This window comes from Cupriavidus sp. 05L411 (assembly GCF_056398045.1).
Window position 1 is genome coordinate 1 of sequence record NZ_JBFTOQ010000023.1, and the last position, 17188, is coordinate 17188.

At 67.6% G+C, this 17188-nt stretch carries 15 protein-coding genes; 3 read left to right on the plus strand and 12 right to left on the minus strand.

Annotated features, from left to right (window positions below):
• The coding region (locus AC1DQR_RS24300; protein ID WP_477133973.1) for a citrate/2-methylcitrate synthase at positions 1-176 on the minus strand (176 nt) is incomplete at its 3' end.
• A 57-nt stretch (positions 177-233) separates the two neighbouring features.
• Positions 234-1142 carry a methylisocitrate lyase gene (gene prpB / locus AC1DQR_RS24305; RefSeq protein WP_174428721.1) on the minus strand — a complete coding sequence of 303 codons (909 nt, stop codon included), beginning with the start codon at positions 1140-1142 and terminating at the stop codon, positions 234-236.
• A 287-nt stretch (positions 1143-1429) separates the two neighbouring features.
• On the opposite strand from prpB, the gene prpR reads away from it, so the two are divergent.
• A complete protein-coding gene (gene prpR / locus AC1DQR_RS24310) occupies positions 1430-3463 on the plus strand; it encodes a propionate catabolism operon regulatory protein PrpR (RefSeq protein ID WP_477133948.1) in 2034 nt (677 codons plus the stop codon).
• Positions 3464-3468: 5 nt separating this feature from the next.
• On the opposite strand, the gene AC1DQR_RS24315 is transcribed toward prpR, so the two are convergent.
• The 10 genes from AC1DQR_RS24315 to AC1DQR_RS24360 all read right to left on the minus strand — a co-directional run bounded on the left by AC1DQR_RS24315 (position 3469) and on the right by AC1DQR_RS24360 (position 14938).
• A complete protein-coding gene (locus tag AC1DQR_RS24315; protein WP_477133949.1) occupies positions 3469-4479 on the minus strand; it encodes a cysteine synthase A in 1011 nt (336 codons plus the stop codon).
• Positions 4480-4649: 170 nt separating this feature from the next.
• On the minus strand, positions 4650-4973 hold the full coding sequence (locus AC1DQR_RS24320) for a putative quinol monooxygenase (RefSeq protein WP_253931705.1): 324 nt from the start codon (positions 4971-4973) through the stop codon (positions 4650-4652).
• A 141-nt stretch (positions 4974-5114) separates the two neighbouring features.
• Entirely contained in the window at positions 5115-6578 is a 1464-nt protein-coding gene (locus tag AC1DQR_RS24325) for an N-acyl-D-amino-acid deacylase family protein (RefSeq protein WP_416048693.1), read from the minus strand.
• Between the two features lie 48 nt (positions 6579-6626).
• Positions 6627-7619, minus strand: coding sequence for an ABC transporter ATP-binding protein (locus AC1DQR_RS24330; RefSeq protein WP_416048692.1), 993 nt, complete (start codon positions 7617-7619; stop codon positions 6627-6629).
• Complete coding sequence (locus AC1DQR_RS24335) at positions 7616-8659, minus strand: ABC transporter ATP-binding protein (protein ID WP_416048691.1); 1044 nt, start codon at positions 8657-8659, stop codon at positions 7616-7618. Before AC1DQR_RS24335 ends, AC1DQR_RS24330 begins: the two co-directional genes overlap by 4 nt.
• 14 nt (positions 8660-8673) lie before the next feature.
• Entirely contained in the window at positions 8674-9576 is a 903-nt protein-coding gene (locus tag AC1DQR_RS24340) for an ABC transporter permease (RefSeq protein ID WP_416048690.1), read from the minus strand.
• Between the two features lie 41 nt (positions 9577-9617).
• Positions 9618-10553, minus strand: a complete 936-nt coding sequence (locus AC1DQR_RS24345; protein ID WP_174428592.1) for an ABC transporter permease — start codon at positions 10551-10553, stop codon at positions 9618-9620.
• Between the two features lie 54 nt (positions 10554-10607).
• Positions 10608-12191 (minus strand): ABC transporter substrate-binding protein, encoded by a 1584-nt coding sequence (locus tag AC1DQR_RS24350; protein ID WP_477133950.1) that lies wholly within the window; start codon positions 12189-12191, stop codon positions 10608-10610.
• Positions 12192-12255: 64 nt separating this feature from the next.
• Positions 12256-13710, minus strand: coding sequence for a M81 family metallopeptidase (locus AC1DQR_RS24355; RefSeq protein WP_416048688.1), 1455 nt, complete (start codon positions 13708-13710; stop codon positions 12256-12258).
• Between the two features lie 61 nt (positions 13711-13771).
• Positions 13772-14938: an NAD(P)/FAD-dependent oxidoreductase gene (locus AC1DQR_RS24360; protein WP_416050491.1), complete on the minus strand. Its 1167-nt coding sequence runs from the start codon at positions 14936-14938 to the stop codon at positions 13772-13774.
• Between the two features lie 183 nt (positions 14939-15121).
• Between AC1DQR_RS24360 and AC1DQR_RS24365 the strand changes: the two genes are divergently transcribed.
• Together AC1DQR_RS24365 and AC1DQR_RS24370 are read left to right on the plus strand one after the other, a co-directional pair.
• Positions 15122-15823, plus strand: a complete 702-nt coding sequence (locus tag AC1DQR_RS24365) for a helix-turn-helix domain-containing protein (RefSeq protein ID WP_416048687.1) — start codon at positions 15122-15124, stop codon at positions 15821-15823.
• Positions 15824-15945: 122 nt separating this feature from the next.
• A complete protein-coding gene (locus AC1DQR_RS24370; RefSeq protein ID WP_416048686.1) occupies positions 15946-17157 on the plus strand; it encodes a cyclic di-GMP phosphodiesterase in 1212 nt (403 codons plus the stop codon).
• Positions 17158-17188: the final 31 nt, after the last annotated feature.

Consider the following 17188-nt stretch of genomic DNA (forward strand, 5'->3'; position numbering starts at 1 on the left):
GGGGCGATTTCCTCGAATTCGCAGGTCTCGGCGATGTCGAGGATGTCGTAGCCGCGGTAGTGCAGGTCGTTGCCGGTACGGCCGACCGTGCACAGCGCGGTATTGCCGGCGGTCACGCCCGACAGGGCGACGGATTTCTTCGGCTTCGGGGCGGCTAGCGGTTGCGCTTCGGACATGGGGGAGTCTCCTTGGGGTTGCTGTGCTCGTGTGCTGTTCGGGTGCTGCTGATGTGCTTACTTGGCCTTGCCCTGGGCAAACAGGGCGTCCAGTTTTTGCTCATAGGCGTGATAGCCGATGCTTTCGTACAGCTCGGCGCGCGTCTGCATGGTATCGACCACGTTCTGCTGCGTGCCGTCGCGGCGGATTGCAGCGTACACGTTTTCGGCGGCCTTGTTCATGGCGCGGAAGGCCGACAGCGGGTAGAGGACCATCGACACGCCGGCACCGCCCAGTTCCTCGGTGGTGAACAGCGGCGTAGCGCCAAATTCGGTGATGTTCGCCAGCACCGGCACCTTCACGGCGTCAACGAACTTGCGGTACATGGCCAGGTCGGTCATGGCTTCCGGGAAGATGGCGTCGGCGCCGGCTTCCACGCAGGCCACGGCCCGCTCGATGGCCTTGTCCAGGCCTTCCACGGCCAGCGCGTCGGTGCGGGCCATGATGACGAAGTTCTCATCGGTACGGGCATCGACGGCCGCCTTGATGCGGTCGACCATTTCTCCCTGCGAGACGATTTCCTTGCCAGGGCGGTGGCCGCAGCGCTTGGCGCCGACCTGGTCTTCAATATGCATTGCGCCCGCGCCGAACTTGATCAGCGACTTGGTGGTGCGCGCCACGTTGAAGGCGGAGGCGCCAAAGCCGGTGTCCACGTCGACCAGCAGCGGCACATCGCACACGTCGGTGATGCGGCGCACGTCGGTCAGCACGTCGTCCAGGTTGGAGATGCCCAGGTCCGGCAGGCCGAGTGAGCCCGCGGCCACGCCGCCGCCAGACAGGTAGATGGCGCGGTAGCCCGCGCGCTTGGCCAGCAGSGCATGGTTGGCATTGATCGTGCCGACGACCTGCAGGGGATGCTCATCGGCCAGGGCCTGGCGGAAGCGGGCGCCGGCGGAGCGGGCGAGGTCGGAAGTGGAGAAGGTCATGATCATCGCTTTAGGAGTGGACGGCTGATAAGCGCAAGGGGTGTGCCAGCCTGTTTTTGGCCGCGCATCGGGCCTCACGCAGGGGCGCGGGCGTAGGGCAGCGCCCTTGCCAGGCCTGGGCTGGCGGCGATTCCCGAGGCTTCGCGGCCGGCCCCCGCGTGGCGTCGCTGATGCGTGATGAATTTCAAAACTGAAAGAACGGAATTTCAATATTGAAATGCAATCCGTAGGGGCGCACAATCTCAACATTAGCGCCATCCGGCGTATCTGCAGCGTTTTCCGTCTCCATGCAATCTGGCATCCTCCCGCCCATTCCCCCCACCGGCGCCGCCACGCCGGCCCGCCCGCGGATCTGGGCGATCGGCATCAGCCGCCTGTCCCGGGCCTTTGCCGACCTGATCCCGGCCTACGCCGCGCAGGCCGAGTTCCGCATCGTGGGCAAAGGCTACGCGGCGGCGGCGAGCGCCGTCGCCCGCGAAGCGCGCGAGGGCAGGCTCGATGCCGTGGTGGCGGGCGGCTCCAATGGCGCCTATCTGCGCCAGCACGTCGATGTGCCCGTGGTGCTGGTCAAGGTGACCGGCTTCGATGTCATGAGCGCGCTGGCGACGGCGCGGCGCATCTCGCCGAAGGTGGCGCTGGTGACACACGCCGCCACCTATCCGGAGGTGGACGAATTCGTGCGGTCTTTTTCGCTGTCCATCCCGGCCTACACGTACCTGACCGAGGACGATGCCGCCGCCCGCGTGAAGGCCCTCAAGCAAGAGGGCGTGAAGGTGGTGGTGGGGCCGGGCATGGTGACCGACCTGGCGGACAAGATCGGCCTGATCGGCGTGTTCCTGTACTCAGGCAATTCCGTGCGGGGTGCGCTGGAGGATGTGATCGAAGCGGCTCGCTTGCGCCGCATCGAGTCCGGCCGGCGCGACTACGTCAACACGATCCTGGCTCACCTGAACGAAGGCGTGGCCGCGGTCGACGCGGACGGGCGCATCCAGACTTACAACCCGGCCATGGAGCGTTTTCTCGGCACGGCGCCGGCCGCCGCGCTGGGCCGCAAGCTGCAAGCGCTGGCCCCCGCGCTCTCGCTCGATGGCGTGATGCAAAGCGGCAGCAAGGAGCTCGAAGCCATCCACAAGCTTGGCGACAAGATGGTGGTGGTCAACCGCATCCCCATCGTCACCGAGAGCGGCGCCACCGGCGCGGTGCTGACGCTGCAGGATGCCAATGCCATCCATCGGGTCGACCGCAACCTGCGCTCGCGCAGCCGCGCGCGGCCGGCTGGCGTGCGCTACAGCCTGGACGACCTCGCTGGCGCATCCCCGGCCATGCATCACCTGCGCGAACTGGCGCGGCGCTATGCGGCGGTGGATTCCACCGTGCTGGTGGGCGGTGAAAGCGGCACCGGCAAGGAGGTGCTGGCCCAGGGCATGCACGACGCCAGCCCGCGCCGCGTATTCCCGTTCGTGGCGGTCAATTGCGCGGCGTTCCCCGAGACCCTGCTGGAAAGCGAGCTGTTCGGCTACGAAGAGGGCGCCTTTACCGGCGCACGCCGCGGCGGCAAGGCGGGCTTGTTCGAGTCCGCCCACAATGGCACGCTGTTCCTGGACGAGGTGGGCGATATGCCGCCCGCGCTGCAGACCCGTTTGCTGCGCGTGCTGCAGGAAAAACAGGTACTGCCGATCGGCGGCCTGGATGCCGTGCCGGTCAACGTGCGGGTGATCGCCGCCACGCACCGCAACCTGGGCGAACTGGTCCGGCAGGGCAGCTTCCGCCAGGATCTCTACTACCGCCTCAATATCCTGCGCATCGAGATGCCGCCGCTGCGCGAGCGCGCCGGCGACCTGCCCGAGCTGGCGGAACTGCTGTACCGCCGTGCCCAGGAGCGCCTGGGGCAGCCGGCGCCGCAGCCGCTGCCGCAAGCGGTGCGGGCGAGACTGGCGGGCTATGCCTGGCCGGGCAATATCCGCGAGCTGGAAAACGTGACCGAACGCATTGCCGTGCTGGTGGCGGGGCGCAAGCTGGCACCCCGGGATTTGCTTAATGAATTGCAGGCGGCGGCGCCGGAGTTGTTTGGCCCGGAGCCGCAAGGTGATCCTGCGCCGCTGGCTGGCGGCTTGCGCAGCGCGGCGGCTAAGGGTAGTGCGGGAGGTACGGGAGGTGACGATTCGACTGAGGCCGGCTCGCTCGCAGGCGTGGCGCGCGCCAGTCAGGCCGAGCATATCCGGCGCGTGCTGGCGGAATGCGGGGGCAACCGTGCCGCCGCGTGCCATCAGTTAGGCATCAGCGCCACGACCCTGTGGCGGCGCCTGAAAGAGGCGCCGTAGCCGTGTCACGGCTGCGCCGCGTGCCGTGACACGACGGGCTGCGGCGTCAGCCCCTTGGCCGCCAGCCAGTCCGCATTGAACAGGCGCCCGGCATACAGGTCGCCGCGGTCGCACAGCAGGGTAACGATGGTGTGGCCCGGCCCCATCTCGCGGGCCAGCCAGGCCGCCGCCGCCACGTTGATGCCGGACGAACCACCCACCCATAAGCCTTCCTCGCGCAGCAGCCGGTAAACCATGTCGACGCAAGCCTGGTCGTCGATCCGGACCGCATCGTCGATCGGGGTGTCCGCCAGGTTGGCCGTGACGCGGCTGGAGCCGATCCCCTCGGTGATGGAGTTGCCCTTGGCCTTGACCTCGCGGTGCTTGACGAAGTCATACAGCCCGCTGCCGTGCGGATCGGCCAGCACGATGCGCACGGGCGGGTTGCGCTCCTTCTCCTTCAGGAAACGCGCGACGCCGGCCAGCGTGCCGCCAGTGCCGGTGGCACAGACAAAGGCATCAACCTTGCCGGCGGTGTCGTGCCAGATTTCCGGACCAGTGGTTTCGTAGTGCGCCTGGCGGTTGGCCAGGTTGTCGAACTGGTTCGCCCAGATGGCGTTTTCCGTCTCCTGGGCCAGGCGTCCGGCCACCCTCTGGTAGTTGTTGGGGTCGGCGTAGGGCGCTGCGGGCACCGGGTGCACCTCGGCGCCGAGCAGCCGCAGGCGGTCCATTTTTTCCGGGGACTGGGTGTCGGGGATCACCACGATGCAGCGGTAGCCGCGCGCGGCGCAGAGATGCGCCAGGCCGATGCCGGTATTGCCGGCGGTGCCTTCCACCACGGTTCCGCCGGGCTTGAGCGCGCCGCGCCGCTCGGCGTCGCGGATGATGTAGAGCGCCGCCCGGTCCTTGACCGAGCCGCCCGGATTCAGGAACTCAGCCTTGCCGAGGATTTCGCAGCCGGTCTCCTCGCTCAAGCCTGCCAGCCGGATCAGCGGTGTATGGCCGATGGTGCCGACGAATCCATCCTTGACGTCCATGATGCACTCCGGGTGTTGCGCTCCGGATGTGTTGGAGCGTCACTCAAAGTGATAGATCGGCGTTGGGGGAATGACAAGGCGTGCCGGGAAACCCGCATCGCGGACGGGTTCGGCTTCAGCTGGAAAAGCGGGCTTTACGTTACTTTGGGATAGCGGCACCAGGGTGGCCGTCAGGCAGCGTTCAGCCACCGGAAATTGATGTCGCCCTCAAGAAATTCCTGTCGGGTGGCGTGAAAGTCACGCACATATTCGCTGTTGAGGTGCGATTCCAGCGCATGCCTGGAATTCCACTCCATATAGAGCACAAACACCTCGGCATCCTCGGCGTCTTCTCCCACGTGGTAGCGCAGGCAGCCGGGTTCCATGGCGCCGCGCAGGCGCAGTGCGGCCAGCTTGGCAACCAGGACCTCACGGCGGTGAGCCTTGGCGCGCGCAATTCCGACAAGCGTGTACGTTGTGGACATGGTGTGAACGGCAAGCGTGTGGCGCGCCATTGTAGCCGTGCGGCGGGGCCCTGGGCTGAATGTCCGAGGGCATTGGCCGGATAATTTAGACGGGTTGACAAGTCCCCGCCTGGGCGATAGCGGTGCGGCCAGCGGCCCCGGCAGGGGCCGGCTGGCAATCCATCGCGCCGGCTAGTCCTGCCGTGCCTGCCGTGTGATGACCTGCCCGTTGCGCGCGCCTCTGTGCGCGCCGTGCTGCCAGGTAATGGCGCCGTTGACGATCACGGTGTCGATGCCTTCGGCCGGGCGGGTGGGGGTTTCGTAGCTGGCGGCATCGCGCACGTTCTCGGCATTGAAGACGACGATATCGGCATGGTGGCCCACCTCCAGCGTGCCGCGCTGATGCAGGCCGAAGTTGCGCGCCGTCAGCCCGGTCATCTTCCAGACCGCCGTTTCGAGCGGGAACAGCCCGATCTCGCGGCAATAGTGGCCGAGTACGCGTGGGAAGGTGCCCCACAGGCGCGGATGCGGGCTTTCGCCAACGGGAATGCCGTCGGAGCCGATCATGGTGTCGTCGAAGGCGAGGATGCGCTGGACGTCGTTTTCGTCCATCAGGAAGTAGACCGCGCTGCCGGGTTGCAGGCGGCGCGCCGCCTCGTCCTTGGCCACGCCCCATTCCCTGGCGATGTCGTCGAGATCGCGGCCCGCGCATTCGGGGTGCGGCTGGCTGGCGGAGATCAGCACCCGGCCTTCGAGCATGCCGCGGTCGGTGCGGATCATGGTGGAGCCGGCCGTGTACGGGTAGCAGTCGAGCGAGACGCACTGGTGCTTCATGGTTTCACGGATGAATGGCAGCGTGACCTGGCTCCTGCCGAAGTTCGCCGTGTTCTGCACCTTGTGGTGCGACACCACCACCGGCACGTCGAGCTCGCGGCCAATGCGGAAGGTCTCTTCCAGCGACTGCATGACATGGTCGGACTCGTCGCGCATATGCGTCACGTACAGCGCCTTGCGCGCGCTGAGTGGCCGGCAGACCTCGATGATTTCCTCGGTCGTTGCCTTGGCGGCGGGCGGGTAGAAGGTGCCGGTCGACAGGCCGATTGCGCCGGCCTGCATGGCTTCCTCGACCAGTGCCCGCATGGCGGCAATCTCTTCGGCGCTGGCGGGCCGGTCGAGCGCCGGCATGGTGACCGCGCGCAAGGTCGAATGCCCGACCATCGCCGCCACGTTGACGGAGCTTGGCGTGGCGCGCAGCGCATCGAGGTAAGCCGCGAAGGTGGTGAAGCGGCCCTCGGCCGGCGAGTCGATCAGGCTCAGCGGCATGGGCAGGTCCATGTCCGCGCGCAACGGGGCGGCGCTGATGCCGCAGTTGCCGGCGATCACGGTGGTGACGCCCTGCGAGACCTTGAAGGGCATGGTGGCCTGCGACAGCACGGCCTGGTCGTCATGCGTGTGCGCATCGATGAAGCCGGGGGAGACGATCTGGCCCGCCGCGTCCAGCGTGCGGTCGGCCGTGTGCCCGGTCAGGTTGCCGATCGCCGCGATGCGGCCGCCGCGCACGCCGATATCGGCGGCAAAGCGGGGGGCCTTGCTGCCGTCGATCACGGTGCCGCCAGAGATCAGCAGGTCGTAGTGCGTGGAATCAGGGTTGGACATCGGGTTCCTTTTTTTGGTTTGCAGCGAGTCGGTCAGCGGGTCAGCGGGTCAGCGGAAGTGGCAGGCTACCTGATGCCCACCGCCGGCGGAGGGCCGTTCGGTGAGGGCGGGTGACTGTTCCTTGCATACGGCTTGCGCCAGCGGGCAGCGCGTGTGAAAGCGGCAGCCCGACGGCGGGCTGGCCGGGCTCGGCGGGTCGCCTTGCAGCAGCAGGCGCCGGGCCGGCGTGCGCGGATTGGGCACTGGCACCGCGGACAGCAGGATCTCCGTGTACGGGTGGCGCGGCGCGCTGAACAAGGTGTCGCGGTCGGCTAGCTCCACGATCTGGCCGAGGTACATCACAGCGACCCGGTGGCTGATATGGCGCACCACGGCAAGATCGTGCGCGACGAACAGGTAGGCGATGCCGAGTTCGGCCTGCAGGTCCATCAGCAGGTTGACCACCTGCGCCTGCACCGAGACGTCGAGCGCCGACACCGGCTCGTCGCAAACGATCAGCTTGGGGTTGAGCGCGAGCGCGCGCGCGATGCCCAGCCGCTGCCGCTGGCCGCCCGAGAATTCGTGCGGGAATTTCTTGGCCGCCTCCGGGCGCAGCCCGACCTTGCTGAACAGCCACTGCACGCGTTCGCTGCGCTCGGCACGCGAATGCATGCCGAAGTTGCGCAGCGGCTCGCTGACGATCTCGCCAGCCGTCAGGCGCGGGCTTAGCGAAGCGTAGGGGTCCTGGAAGATGATCTGCAGATCCCGCCGGCGCAGGCGCATGGCGTTTGCCGACAGGCCCAGCAGCTCCTCGCCATCGAGCTGCACCGAGCCGGAGGTGGGCTCGACCAGACGCAGCACCGACTTGGCGGTGGTGGTCTTGCCGCAGCCGGATTCGCCGACCAGCGAGAGCGTCTCGCCCCGCTCGACGGTGAAAGACACGCCGTCCACCGCCTGGATGGGCGGCTTGCGCGGTGCCAGCCAGCGCTGCGGCGCGATGTAGTGCTTCTTGAGCCGGTCGACCTTGAGCAGGGGTAAATGCGGGGCAGTGGGGGTGCTCATGCGATGGCTTCCTGGGCTGGCTGGTTGCATTCGATGCGGCCTTCCTCGATCGCGAAGCAGGCGACAGCATGGTCTGCGCCGTGGCGCGTGAGTTGCGGGATTTCGCGCGCGCAGCGCGTGTCGGCATGCGGGCAGCGTGCCGCGAACGCGCAGCCGCGGCGCGCTTCCTGCGGCGATGGCACCAGCCCGGGGATTTCGGCCAGGCGCTGGCTGCTGGTGTTCATCGAGGGCATCGAGGCCATCAGCGCGCGGGTGTAGGGGTGCAGCGGGCGGTCGAACAGGTCGATGACGCTGGCGTCCTCGACCTTGCGCCCGGCGTACATCACGATTACGCGGTCGCAGCATTCCGCCACCACGCCGAGGTCGTGCGTGATCATCACCACACCCATGCCCAGCTCTTTCTGCAGGCGGCGGATCAGGTCCAGGATCTGGGCCTGGATGGTGACGTCGAGCGCGGTGGTGGGCTCGTCGGCGATCAGCACTTCGGGGTTGCAGGCCAGCGCCAGCGCGATCATCACGCGCTGGCGCATGCCGCCGGAGAGCTGGTGCGGGTAYTCGTTGACGCGGCGCTCGGGCTCGGGGATCTGCACCAGCCGCAGCATTTCCACCGCGCGCTTCAGCGCATCGGCACGGCTTGCGCCTTGGTGCAGCTGCACCGTCTCGGTAATCTGCCGGCCGATCGTGAGCACCGGGTTCAGCGAGGTCATCGGCTCCTGGAAGATCATCGAGACACGGTTGCCGCGGATGCGGCGCATCTCGCGCTCGCTGAGTTGCAGCAGGTCGGTGCCGCGCAGCCGCACGGCGCCGCGGATGCGCGCCGGCGGCGTGGGCAGCAGCCGCATGATCGACAGCGCGGTCACGCTTTTGCCGCAGCCGGACTCGCCGACCACGCCAAGCGTCTGGCCGGCGCGCACGGTGTACGAGACGCCGTTGACCGAGCGGGCCGGGCCGGTGAGCGTGTCGAAATGGGTGTGCAGGTCGTCCACTTCGAGCAGCGGCTCCCCGGTGGCCAGGGCAACGCGGGACATTGTTGTCGTCATTGGTGAGTCCCCCTTCAGAGTTGCCGCGCCAGGCGCGGATCGAGCGCGTCTCGCAAGCCGTCGCCCAGCAGGTTGATCGCCAGCACCGTCGCGGCCAGCAGGATGCCGGGGTAAAGGATGATATGGAACGCCACCGCCACGAAGTTGCGGCCCTCAGCCATCATGTTTCCCCAGCTCGGTGTCTGCCCGGGCACGCCGACGCCGAGGAAGGACAGGGCCGCTTCCGTCAGCACGGCGGCGGCGGCCACGAAGGTGGCCTGCACGATCAGCGGCGCCACCATGTTGGGCACCACATGGCGCGCCAGGATCACCGGCAGGCGGGTGCCCACCGCATGTGCGGCCTCGACGTAGAGCTGCTCGCGCAGCGTGAGCGCCAGCGAGCGCACCAGCCGCACCACGCGCGGGACCTCGGGGATGGTGATGGCGACGATCACGGCCGTGAGGCTGGCTTGCGTGACGGCCATCAGCGCGATCGCCAGCAAGATGCCGGGGATGGCCATCAAGCCGTCCATCACGCGCATCACGAAGGAATCGGCCCAGCGCACGAAGCCCGCAGCGAGGCCGAGCAGCACGCCAAAGACGGTCGCAAGCAGGCCGACCGAAAGGCCGACGACCATCGAGACGCGCCCGCCCCAGACCGCGCGGCTGAACACATCGCGGCCCAGCGCGTCGGTGCCGAACCAGTGCTCGGCCGAAGGCGGCTGCATGCGCGCCAGCGGATCGATATCCTGGGGATCGAAGGTGGCGATCCAGGGCGCGCCGATGGAGAGCGCGGCAATCGCGGCCAGCAACAGCGCGCCGACGATCAGCGTGGGGTGCTTGCGCGCCCAGTGCCAGCGCGGCAGCACGAACGGAGTGTCCTGAGGCACCGCCGCGCTGGGGGCGGCGCCATCGGTCACGGGCAGGGAGGTGGACATGGTGGCAGGTCTCGCGGCAAGGATGGGGTTGGTACCGGATGTCAGTACTTGATGCGCGGATCGAACAGGCGGTAGCTCAGGTCGATCATCAGGTTGATCAGCACGTAGACGCCGGCCGAGATCAACAGCACGCTCTGGATCACCGGGTAATCGTGGCGCTGCACCGAGTCGACCACCAGGCGGCCGACGCCGGGAATCGCGAACACCGTCTCGGTGACGACTACGCCGCCGATCAGCAGTGCGATGCCCATGCCGATGGTGGTGGCGATCGGAATTGCCGCGTTGCGCAGCGCATGGCCCAGCACCGGCAGCACGCCCAGGCCTTTGGCGCGCGCAGTGCGGATGTAGTCCTCGTGCAGCACCTCAAGCACGGTGGCGCGCGTCATGCGCGTCACCAGCGCGATATAGACCAGCGCCAGGTTGACGCAGGGCAGGACCAGGCTGCGCAGCCATTCGCCGATGCCGTCGGCCAAGCGCGCATAACCCTGCACCGGAAACCACGGTAGCTGGATGGCGAAGGCATAGACCAGCAGGTAGCCCACCAGGAACACCGGCAGCGAAAACGCCAGCACCGCGAACAGCATCACCAGCCGGTCGATCCAGCTGCCGGCGCGGTAGGCCGCAAGCGTGCCCAGCGGCACCGCGACCAGCAAGGTCAGCAGCATGGTCAGCGCGGCAATGGAGGCTGTGGGTTCCAGCCGCTGCGCCAGCAACCGGGCCACCGGCACCTGGGTGAAGATCGAGGTGCCGAGATCGCCGGTGGCGAGCCGGCCGAGCCACAGCACGAACTGCCGCCACAGCGGCAGGTCCAGGCCCAGCGCGCCACGCAGTCTGGCGATGTCGTCGACCGTGGCAAGGTCGCCCGCGATCAGTGCGGCCGGGTCGCCCGGCGACAAGTGGATCAGCAGGAATACCACGATGGCGACCACCGCCATCACGGGTAGCGTCGCTGCCAGGCGTCGGAGCAGGTAGCCCATCGTCGTGTCTCCTCGGTGGGTCGTTCTTCGTTTTTCGTTCGTCGTTCGTCGTTTTTACTTGTCGAGCATCCAGACCGTGGGCATGCCAGCCCACAGCTTGTCGACGCCCTTGAGGCTGGCGCGCGCCGCGAAGGCCGCCGAGTACTGGCCGGCATTCACATAGGGCACGGCCTCATAGGCGCGCTTCTGGAAGGCATCGAGCAATTCCTTGCGCTTGGCCGGGACGGTCTCGCGGATCCAGGCGGTGCGTAGCGCATCGAGCGGCTTGTCGCAGGGCCAGCCCGGCAGGCTGTTGCCGCAGGCGGCGCTGAGGTAAGCGTTGGTGATCGGCGAATTCGAATCGAACTCGCCCGCCACTGTCACGTACACGCTCCAGCCGCCGGCCTYGGGCGCATCGCGCTTGGCGCGGCGCGCACCGATGGATGCCCAGTCCATGTTCTGCATGTCCACGTTCATGCCCATGCTGCGCATGGTCTGCGCTGCCATCAGGGCCTCGGCGTTGAGCTGGGGCACGTCGGTGGGCACCAGCACCACCACCTTCTCGCCCTTGTATCCGGCCGTGCCGAGCAACTGCTTGGCGCGCGCCAGGTCGGCCTTGCGGTACGGCTCGGCGCCGGCCGTCGTATCGTTGGGGCTGCCGCAGATGAAATAGGTGGCGCAGTAGTTCATGCGCATATCCAGTGGATAGCCCATGGCCGCGGTGAAGCGTTCCTGGCTCACCGCCTGCAGGAAGGCCTGGCGGACCTTCGGGTTATTGAAAGGCGGATGGAGCTGGTTCATCACCAGTACACCCTGATAGGCGCCGCCCGAGCCGATCTTGACGCTGGTGTCGGCACGCAGCGGGGCGATGTAGTCCGGCGGCACCTGCTCCACCAGGTCGACTTCGCCACGCTTGAGCGCCGCGATGGCGCTGTTGGCATCCGGCAGGTAGAGCCATTCCACGCGGTCGAACTGGCTCTTCTTGCTGCCGGCGAGACCGCTCGCCGGTTCGCTGCGCGCGACGTAGTTCGGGTTGCGCACGAAGACCGCCTTGTTGCCCGGTACCCATTCGTCGCGCTTGAAGACGAAGGGGCCGGAGCCCATCACCTCGGGCAGCGGCGCGGTGGCGGGCATCCTGGCCAGGCGCTCCGGCAGGATCACCGGCGGAAAGCCCGATGGCTTGGCCAGCGCATCGAGCACCATGCCAAAGGGTTCCTTGAGCGTGAGCGTGAAACTGCGGGCGTCGAGCGCCTTCCATTCGGCGCCAGCGTCACCCATGGCGCGGCCCAGGCTGTCGCGCGCGCCCCAGCGCTGCAGCGATGCGACGGCGTCGGCCGCGGTGACCGCGCTGCCATCCGAGAACTTGAGGCCGGGGCGCAGGGTGAAGCTCCACTGCTTGCCGTCCTTGGCACTGCTGTACTTTTCCACCATCTGCGGTTGTGGCTTGCCGCTCGCGTCCTGCGCGAACAGCGTGTCGTAGACCATGTAGCCGAAGTTGCGCGTGATGTAGGCGGTGGTGAAAGTCGGGTCGAGGATCTTCAGGTCGGCATGGGCCACGACCTTGAGCGTCTTGGTCTGCGCCAGCACGGGAAGGCTGACGCTGGCCAGGGCGAGCACGCTCGCCGCGAGAGCGGTGCGCAGGGTGGGATTCAGTTTCATGGACGGGTCTCCTTTTTTGTTGTCTTTGTTATGGTTGTAGCCGTTGCGAACCGGCGCGCGGCGCTCAGGCCGCCGCTGCGTCGAGCGGCCACTTGGGCCGGGGCACCTTGCGGTAGGGCAGCGTCGTGAGGTCGAGCGTCACGGCGCCGGGGGCGCCTGCGTAGATCACGTGCCTGGCCACCGTCGAGAACGAGGCGTAGAAATGTTGCGAGGACTTCACGACGATGATCTTCTTGCGCGCGAGGTCGCAGCCCAGTTGCGTGAACAGATCCGTGCCCATCGCCTGGTTGCGCAGGGTGATCAGCACGATGTCGATGCCGTTGGCTTCCACCAGCGCGCAATCGCCCATCTGCACCGGCGTGTTCGACAGGCCGGTCATCACCATGTTGGGCAGCAAGGCCTTGATCGTGCAGTCCAGGTCCAGCGGATCACCCGAGAGCGGGCTGATCTTGCCGCCGATGCGCATCGCCAGGCGCGCGCCCACACCCGCGTCAAAGGCGATGCGCACCGCGATCGGGTCCCACAGCGGGCCGACGGCGGCGTTGGCGATGCCGCGCTCGATCATGCGGCGCAGGATAAAGGTGGAGTCGCTCGCCGCGCCGCCCCCGGGATTGTCGGCGCCGTCTGCCAGCACCACCGGGCCGCCGTCGAAGGCCAGGGCCTCGTCGAGCGAGGTGTCGATGTCCGGATAGCGCACCGTGAGCGCCTCGCGCATGCCGATCAGCTCGTCGGCCAGCTGGCGGGCCAGCGCATCGGCCTGGGCCTGGTTGCCATCGGTGTAGACCAGCACCTTGGTGCCCATGCCGGGCACGTCTCCCCACGAGAAGCCGTGGGCAATGGAGACCGACAGCACGCCGTCGCGGCCTTCCAGCGACTGGATGCGGTCCACGAAGCCGCGCGCCGGCTCGCGCGAGGTATGAACGGTAACGATCATCTCGCAGTCGACCACGGCAGCCACGGGGCGGACCTTGCCTTGCACCTTGGCCGCGCACAGGTCGACCAGTTCCAGGGCGCGCTCCAGCACGTCGGTGTGCGGGTATTCCTTGAAGGCGATCAGCACGTCGGCGAGCGCCACCATCTCCGGCGTCAGGTGGCTGTGCGGATCGAGTTCCGCGCCGATCACCACCTCCGGCCCGACGATGGCGCGCACGCGCTGCAGCAAGTCGCCTTCGCAGTCGTCGTAGCCATCGGCCACCATCGCGCCGTGCAGGCCTAGCAGCACCATGTCCACGGGCAGCGCGGCGCGCAGGTCCGCCAGCAGCTCCTCGCGCAGGGTTTCGTAGGCATGGCGCGTGGTCGTGCCGCTGGGCTGCGCGCCGGCTACCATGCCTTCGGACAACTGCCAGCCGCGCTCCTTGCCGCGCAGCCGGGCGGCCCACAGCGGGCCGGAGAAGAACGTCATCTGCTCGGGATGCTGGCCGGCCGGGAAGTAGCCGCGGTCCCTGAAGGACGCGAGGCCTGTCGGCATCGGCCCGAAGGTGTTGGTTTCGGTGGCGAGGGAGGCACTGAAGACACGCACGGTGGTGAACTCCTGGTCAATTTGGCGATTGGCGATTGGCGATTTTGGGGGGGGACGCGATTCAGGTCGAGCCAGCCAGGCGGCGCAGCCGCGCGGGCCCCAGCATCTCGGCGGTCAGGCCGAACGATGCGGGATGCGCGGGCACGGGCAAGCCGCGCGCAAGCGCGGCGCAGGTTTCGCCCATGGCGGCCGAAGTCTGGATGCCATAGCCGCCCTGGCCAGCGACCCAGAAGAAGCCGGGTACCGCGTCGTCAAAGCCGCCGACCAGGTCGCCGTCGGCGACGAAGGAGCGCAGTCCGGCCCAGGTGCGGGTGGGGCGGCGGATCGACAGCGAGGTGGCTTCCTCGATGCGGTGGATGGCGAGCGCGATATCCATTTCCTCGGGCTGGATGTCCTGCGGCTCGACCGGATCGGCATTGGCCGGCGAGCCCAGCAACATGCCGGCATCGGGCTTGAAGTACCAGTCCTCGTCGGCGCCGAAGACCATGGGCCAGTGGTCCGTGTCCATGTCCGCGGGCGGCGCGAAGATGAACGCGGAGCGGCGGCGAGGCTCGATTCCCAGCGGCTGCACGCCGGCCAGCCGCGCAATGGCGTCGACCCAGGCGCCGGCTGCGTTGAGCAGCACGGGCGCTTCATATACCGCCCCGCCCGCCTCCACGCGCCAGTGGTCCCGCACGCGCGCAATGGCGCTGGCTTCGGCATCGCACACCAGCTTGCCGCCGGCCTGGCGCATGCCGCGCAGATAGCCTTGGTGGATGGCATGCACATCCATGTCCGAGGCGTTGGGCTCATACACGGCGCCCAACACCTGTTCTGGCCGCAGCGCCGGCACGCGCTCGCGTGCTTGCTCGGCGCTCAGGCGGCGCGCATCGGGGTCCATGGCGCGCAGCACGTCCCAGTGCGCTTCGAGCAGCGGCAATTGTCCGGGGCCGGCGATCATGAGCGCGCCGCGCGGCGTGAGCAGCGGATGCGAGGCAAAGCCCGGCGGCGGGTCCTGCAGGAAAGCGCGGCTTGCCATGGTCAGCGCGCGTACCTGCTGGGTGCCATAGCTCTCCATGAAGAGTGCCGCCGAGCGGCCGGTCGAGTGGTAGCCAGGCTGGGCCTCGCGCTCGAGCACGATGACGCGGCCATGCGGCGCGAGCCAGTGCGCGACGGACGCGCCGGCAATGCCACCCCCGATGACGAGGTAGTCGGCTGAGATCGGCGAAGCAGCGTGAGTTGTGCGCATGATGGTGGTGGGGCTGAGCGCGCTCGTGGGGCGCTGGTGCTTTGGAATGCGAGTGAGTGTATTCAAGAATTTGCGAATATGCAAATTGCGGATACGCAAATTTTGCACTAAAGTGAGCGGCATGGGATGTACCCGGCTGCGCCGTCTGATAGCATCCGCTCCAACGGAAAAAAGGACGCAGGCTTGAAAACACACATCGCCCCGGGGCGCGGCAGCGACGATAGCGAAGAGTCGCGCACGCTCGACCGCGAGACCTTTGGCAAGCGTCTGCGCAGTGCGCGCAAGGCCTTTGGCTGGACGCTGGCACATCTGGCCGAGCTGTCGGGCGTGTCGATCACCACCATCTCGCGCGCGGAGCGCGGGCAGCTGGCATTGGGCTACGAGAATTTTGCCGCGCTGGGCAAGGCGCTGCGGATGGATATGGGCTCGATGTTCGCGGGCGCCGGCGCGAAGACTGCGCCATTCCAGGGACCCGTCGTGACGCGGGCCGGCGAGGGCGTGACCTATCGGGGCGTGTCGTTTTCCTATGAATTCCTCGGTACCGAGGCGGTGGGAAAGCAGATGATTCCGGTGGTCAGCACCGTGCACGCGCGCCGTATCGCGGGGCCCGAGGATTTCGCGCGCCATCCCGGGGAGGAGTTCGTGTACGTACTCTCCGGCGAGATCGAGGTGCATTTCGACGGCGGCGAACGGGTGCATCTGGCGCGCGGCGACTCGCTGTACTTCGATGCCCGCATGGGCCACGCCTACATCAGCCTCAGCCGCCAGCTCGCGCGGATCGTCGGCGTGATGACCAGCGAAAGCAGCTTCATGAAGTCCGCCCAGGCCGGGGAGGCGGAAGCCGCGCCGAAACCTGCCGCCAAGCGGCCGCAGGGTAAGGGTTGAAGCGTTGAAGTGCTATTTGCCTGCCCGGGCGGGGCCAAGGGAATGCCCGTCAGCCCTAAAGTATTTCGTCTCCTCGCCGTTAAGCGGCCACGCCTTATTCAATCTGTACGCGAGGAGCTGGCATGCTGAAACGGATCAAGACCCAACAGCTTCAAGTCGGAATGTTCGTGGCCAGGGTGGGGGGGCCATGGCTGGAGCATCCCTTCTGGCGCTCCCGGTTCCTGGTGAACAGCCAGGAGCAGATTGACCAGATGATCGCCTCCAAGGTCGAGGAGGTCTGGATCGATCTGCTCAAGGGCAAGGGTGTGCCGCCGCCCGTGCAACTGGCGGCGTCGGGGTCCTTGAGCGTGAAGCCCGTCGCGGACGAGCCGGCCGGCGCCGTGCCGCAGTCGGGGGTGCCGCTGGAGGTGGAGTTCGGGCTGGCCCGGGAGGTGATGAAGAACGGCAAGGCGGTGGTCGGGTCGATGTTCACGAACGCCCGCATGGGCCGGGCGCTGGAGGTGGAGGGCGCCCTGATGCTGGTCGACTCCGTATCGAATTCGCTGACCCGCCATTCGCAGGCCCTGATCGCGCTGGCGCGGCTCAAGGTGCGGGACGACTACACCTATCTGCATTCCTTCGCGGTTTGCGCGCTGATGATCGCGCTCGGCCGCACCCTTGGCCTGGATAGTGCCGCGGTGCAGCAGCTCGGGCTGGCGGGCCTGGTGCACGATATCGGCAAGATTTCCGTGCCCACGCACGTGCTGCACAAGCAGGGCGAGATGACCGCCGCCGAGGTCGCGATGGTGCAGCGTCATCCTTCGGTGGGTTACCGCGTCCTCAATGAGGCCAAGCTCTACAGCAATATTCCCCTCGATGTCTGCATGCACCACCACGAGCGCATCGACGGGCGCGGCTACCCGTTTGGCCTGCATGGCAACGAGATCAGCGTGCACGCCAAGATCGCCGCGGTGTGCAACGCCTATGACTCCCTGACCTCCAACCGGCCCGGGCACCAGGCGTGGACGCCAGCGCGGGCGCTGGAGTATATGGCGGTGCGGGTGGATACGCTGTTCGATCGTACCGTGTTCCAGGCCTTCACCCGGTCCATTGGCATCTATCCGCTGGGCACGGTGCTGCGCTTGCGTTCCGGACGGCTGGCGGTGGTCTTCGCGCAGAACGACAACGAGCCGCTGCGCCCGCAGGTCAAGGTGTTCTACTCGGTGAGCGAGGCCGCCCACCTCGGCCCCGAGACGCTCGATCTGCGCGAGACGGAGGACACCGTGGTCGGGTTCGAGGATCCGGCGCAATGGGGCTTTCGCGACGAGCAGTTGCTGGAGCTCTGCGCGGCTTGATTCCAGCCACGGTGCGGCAATGCCATGCCAG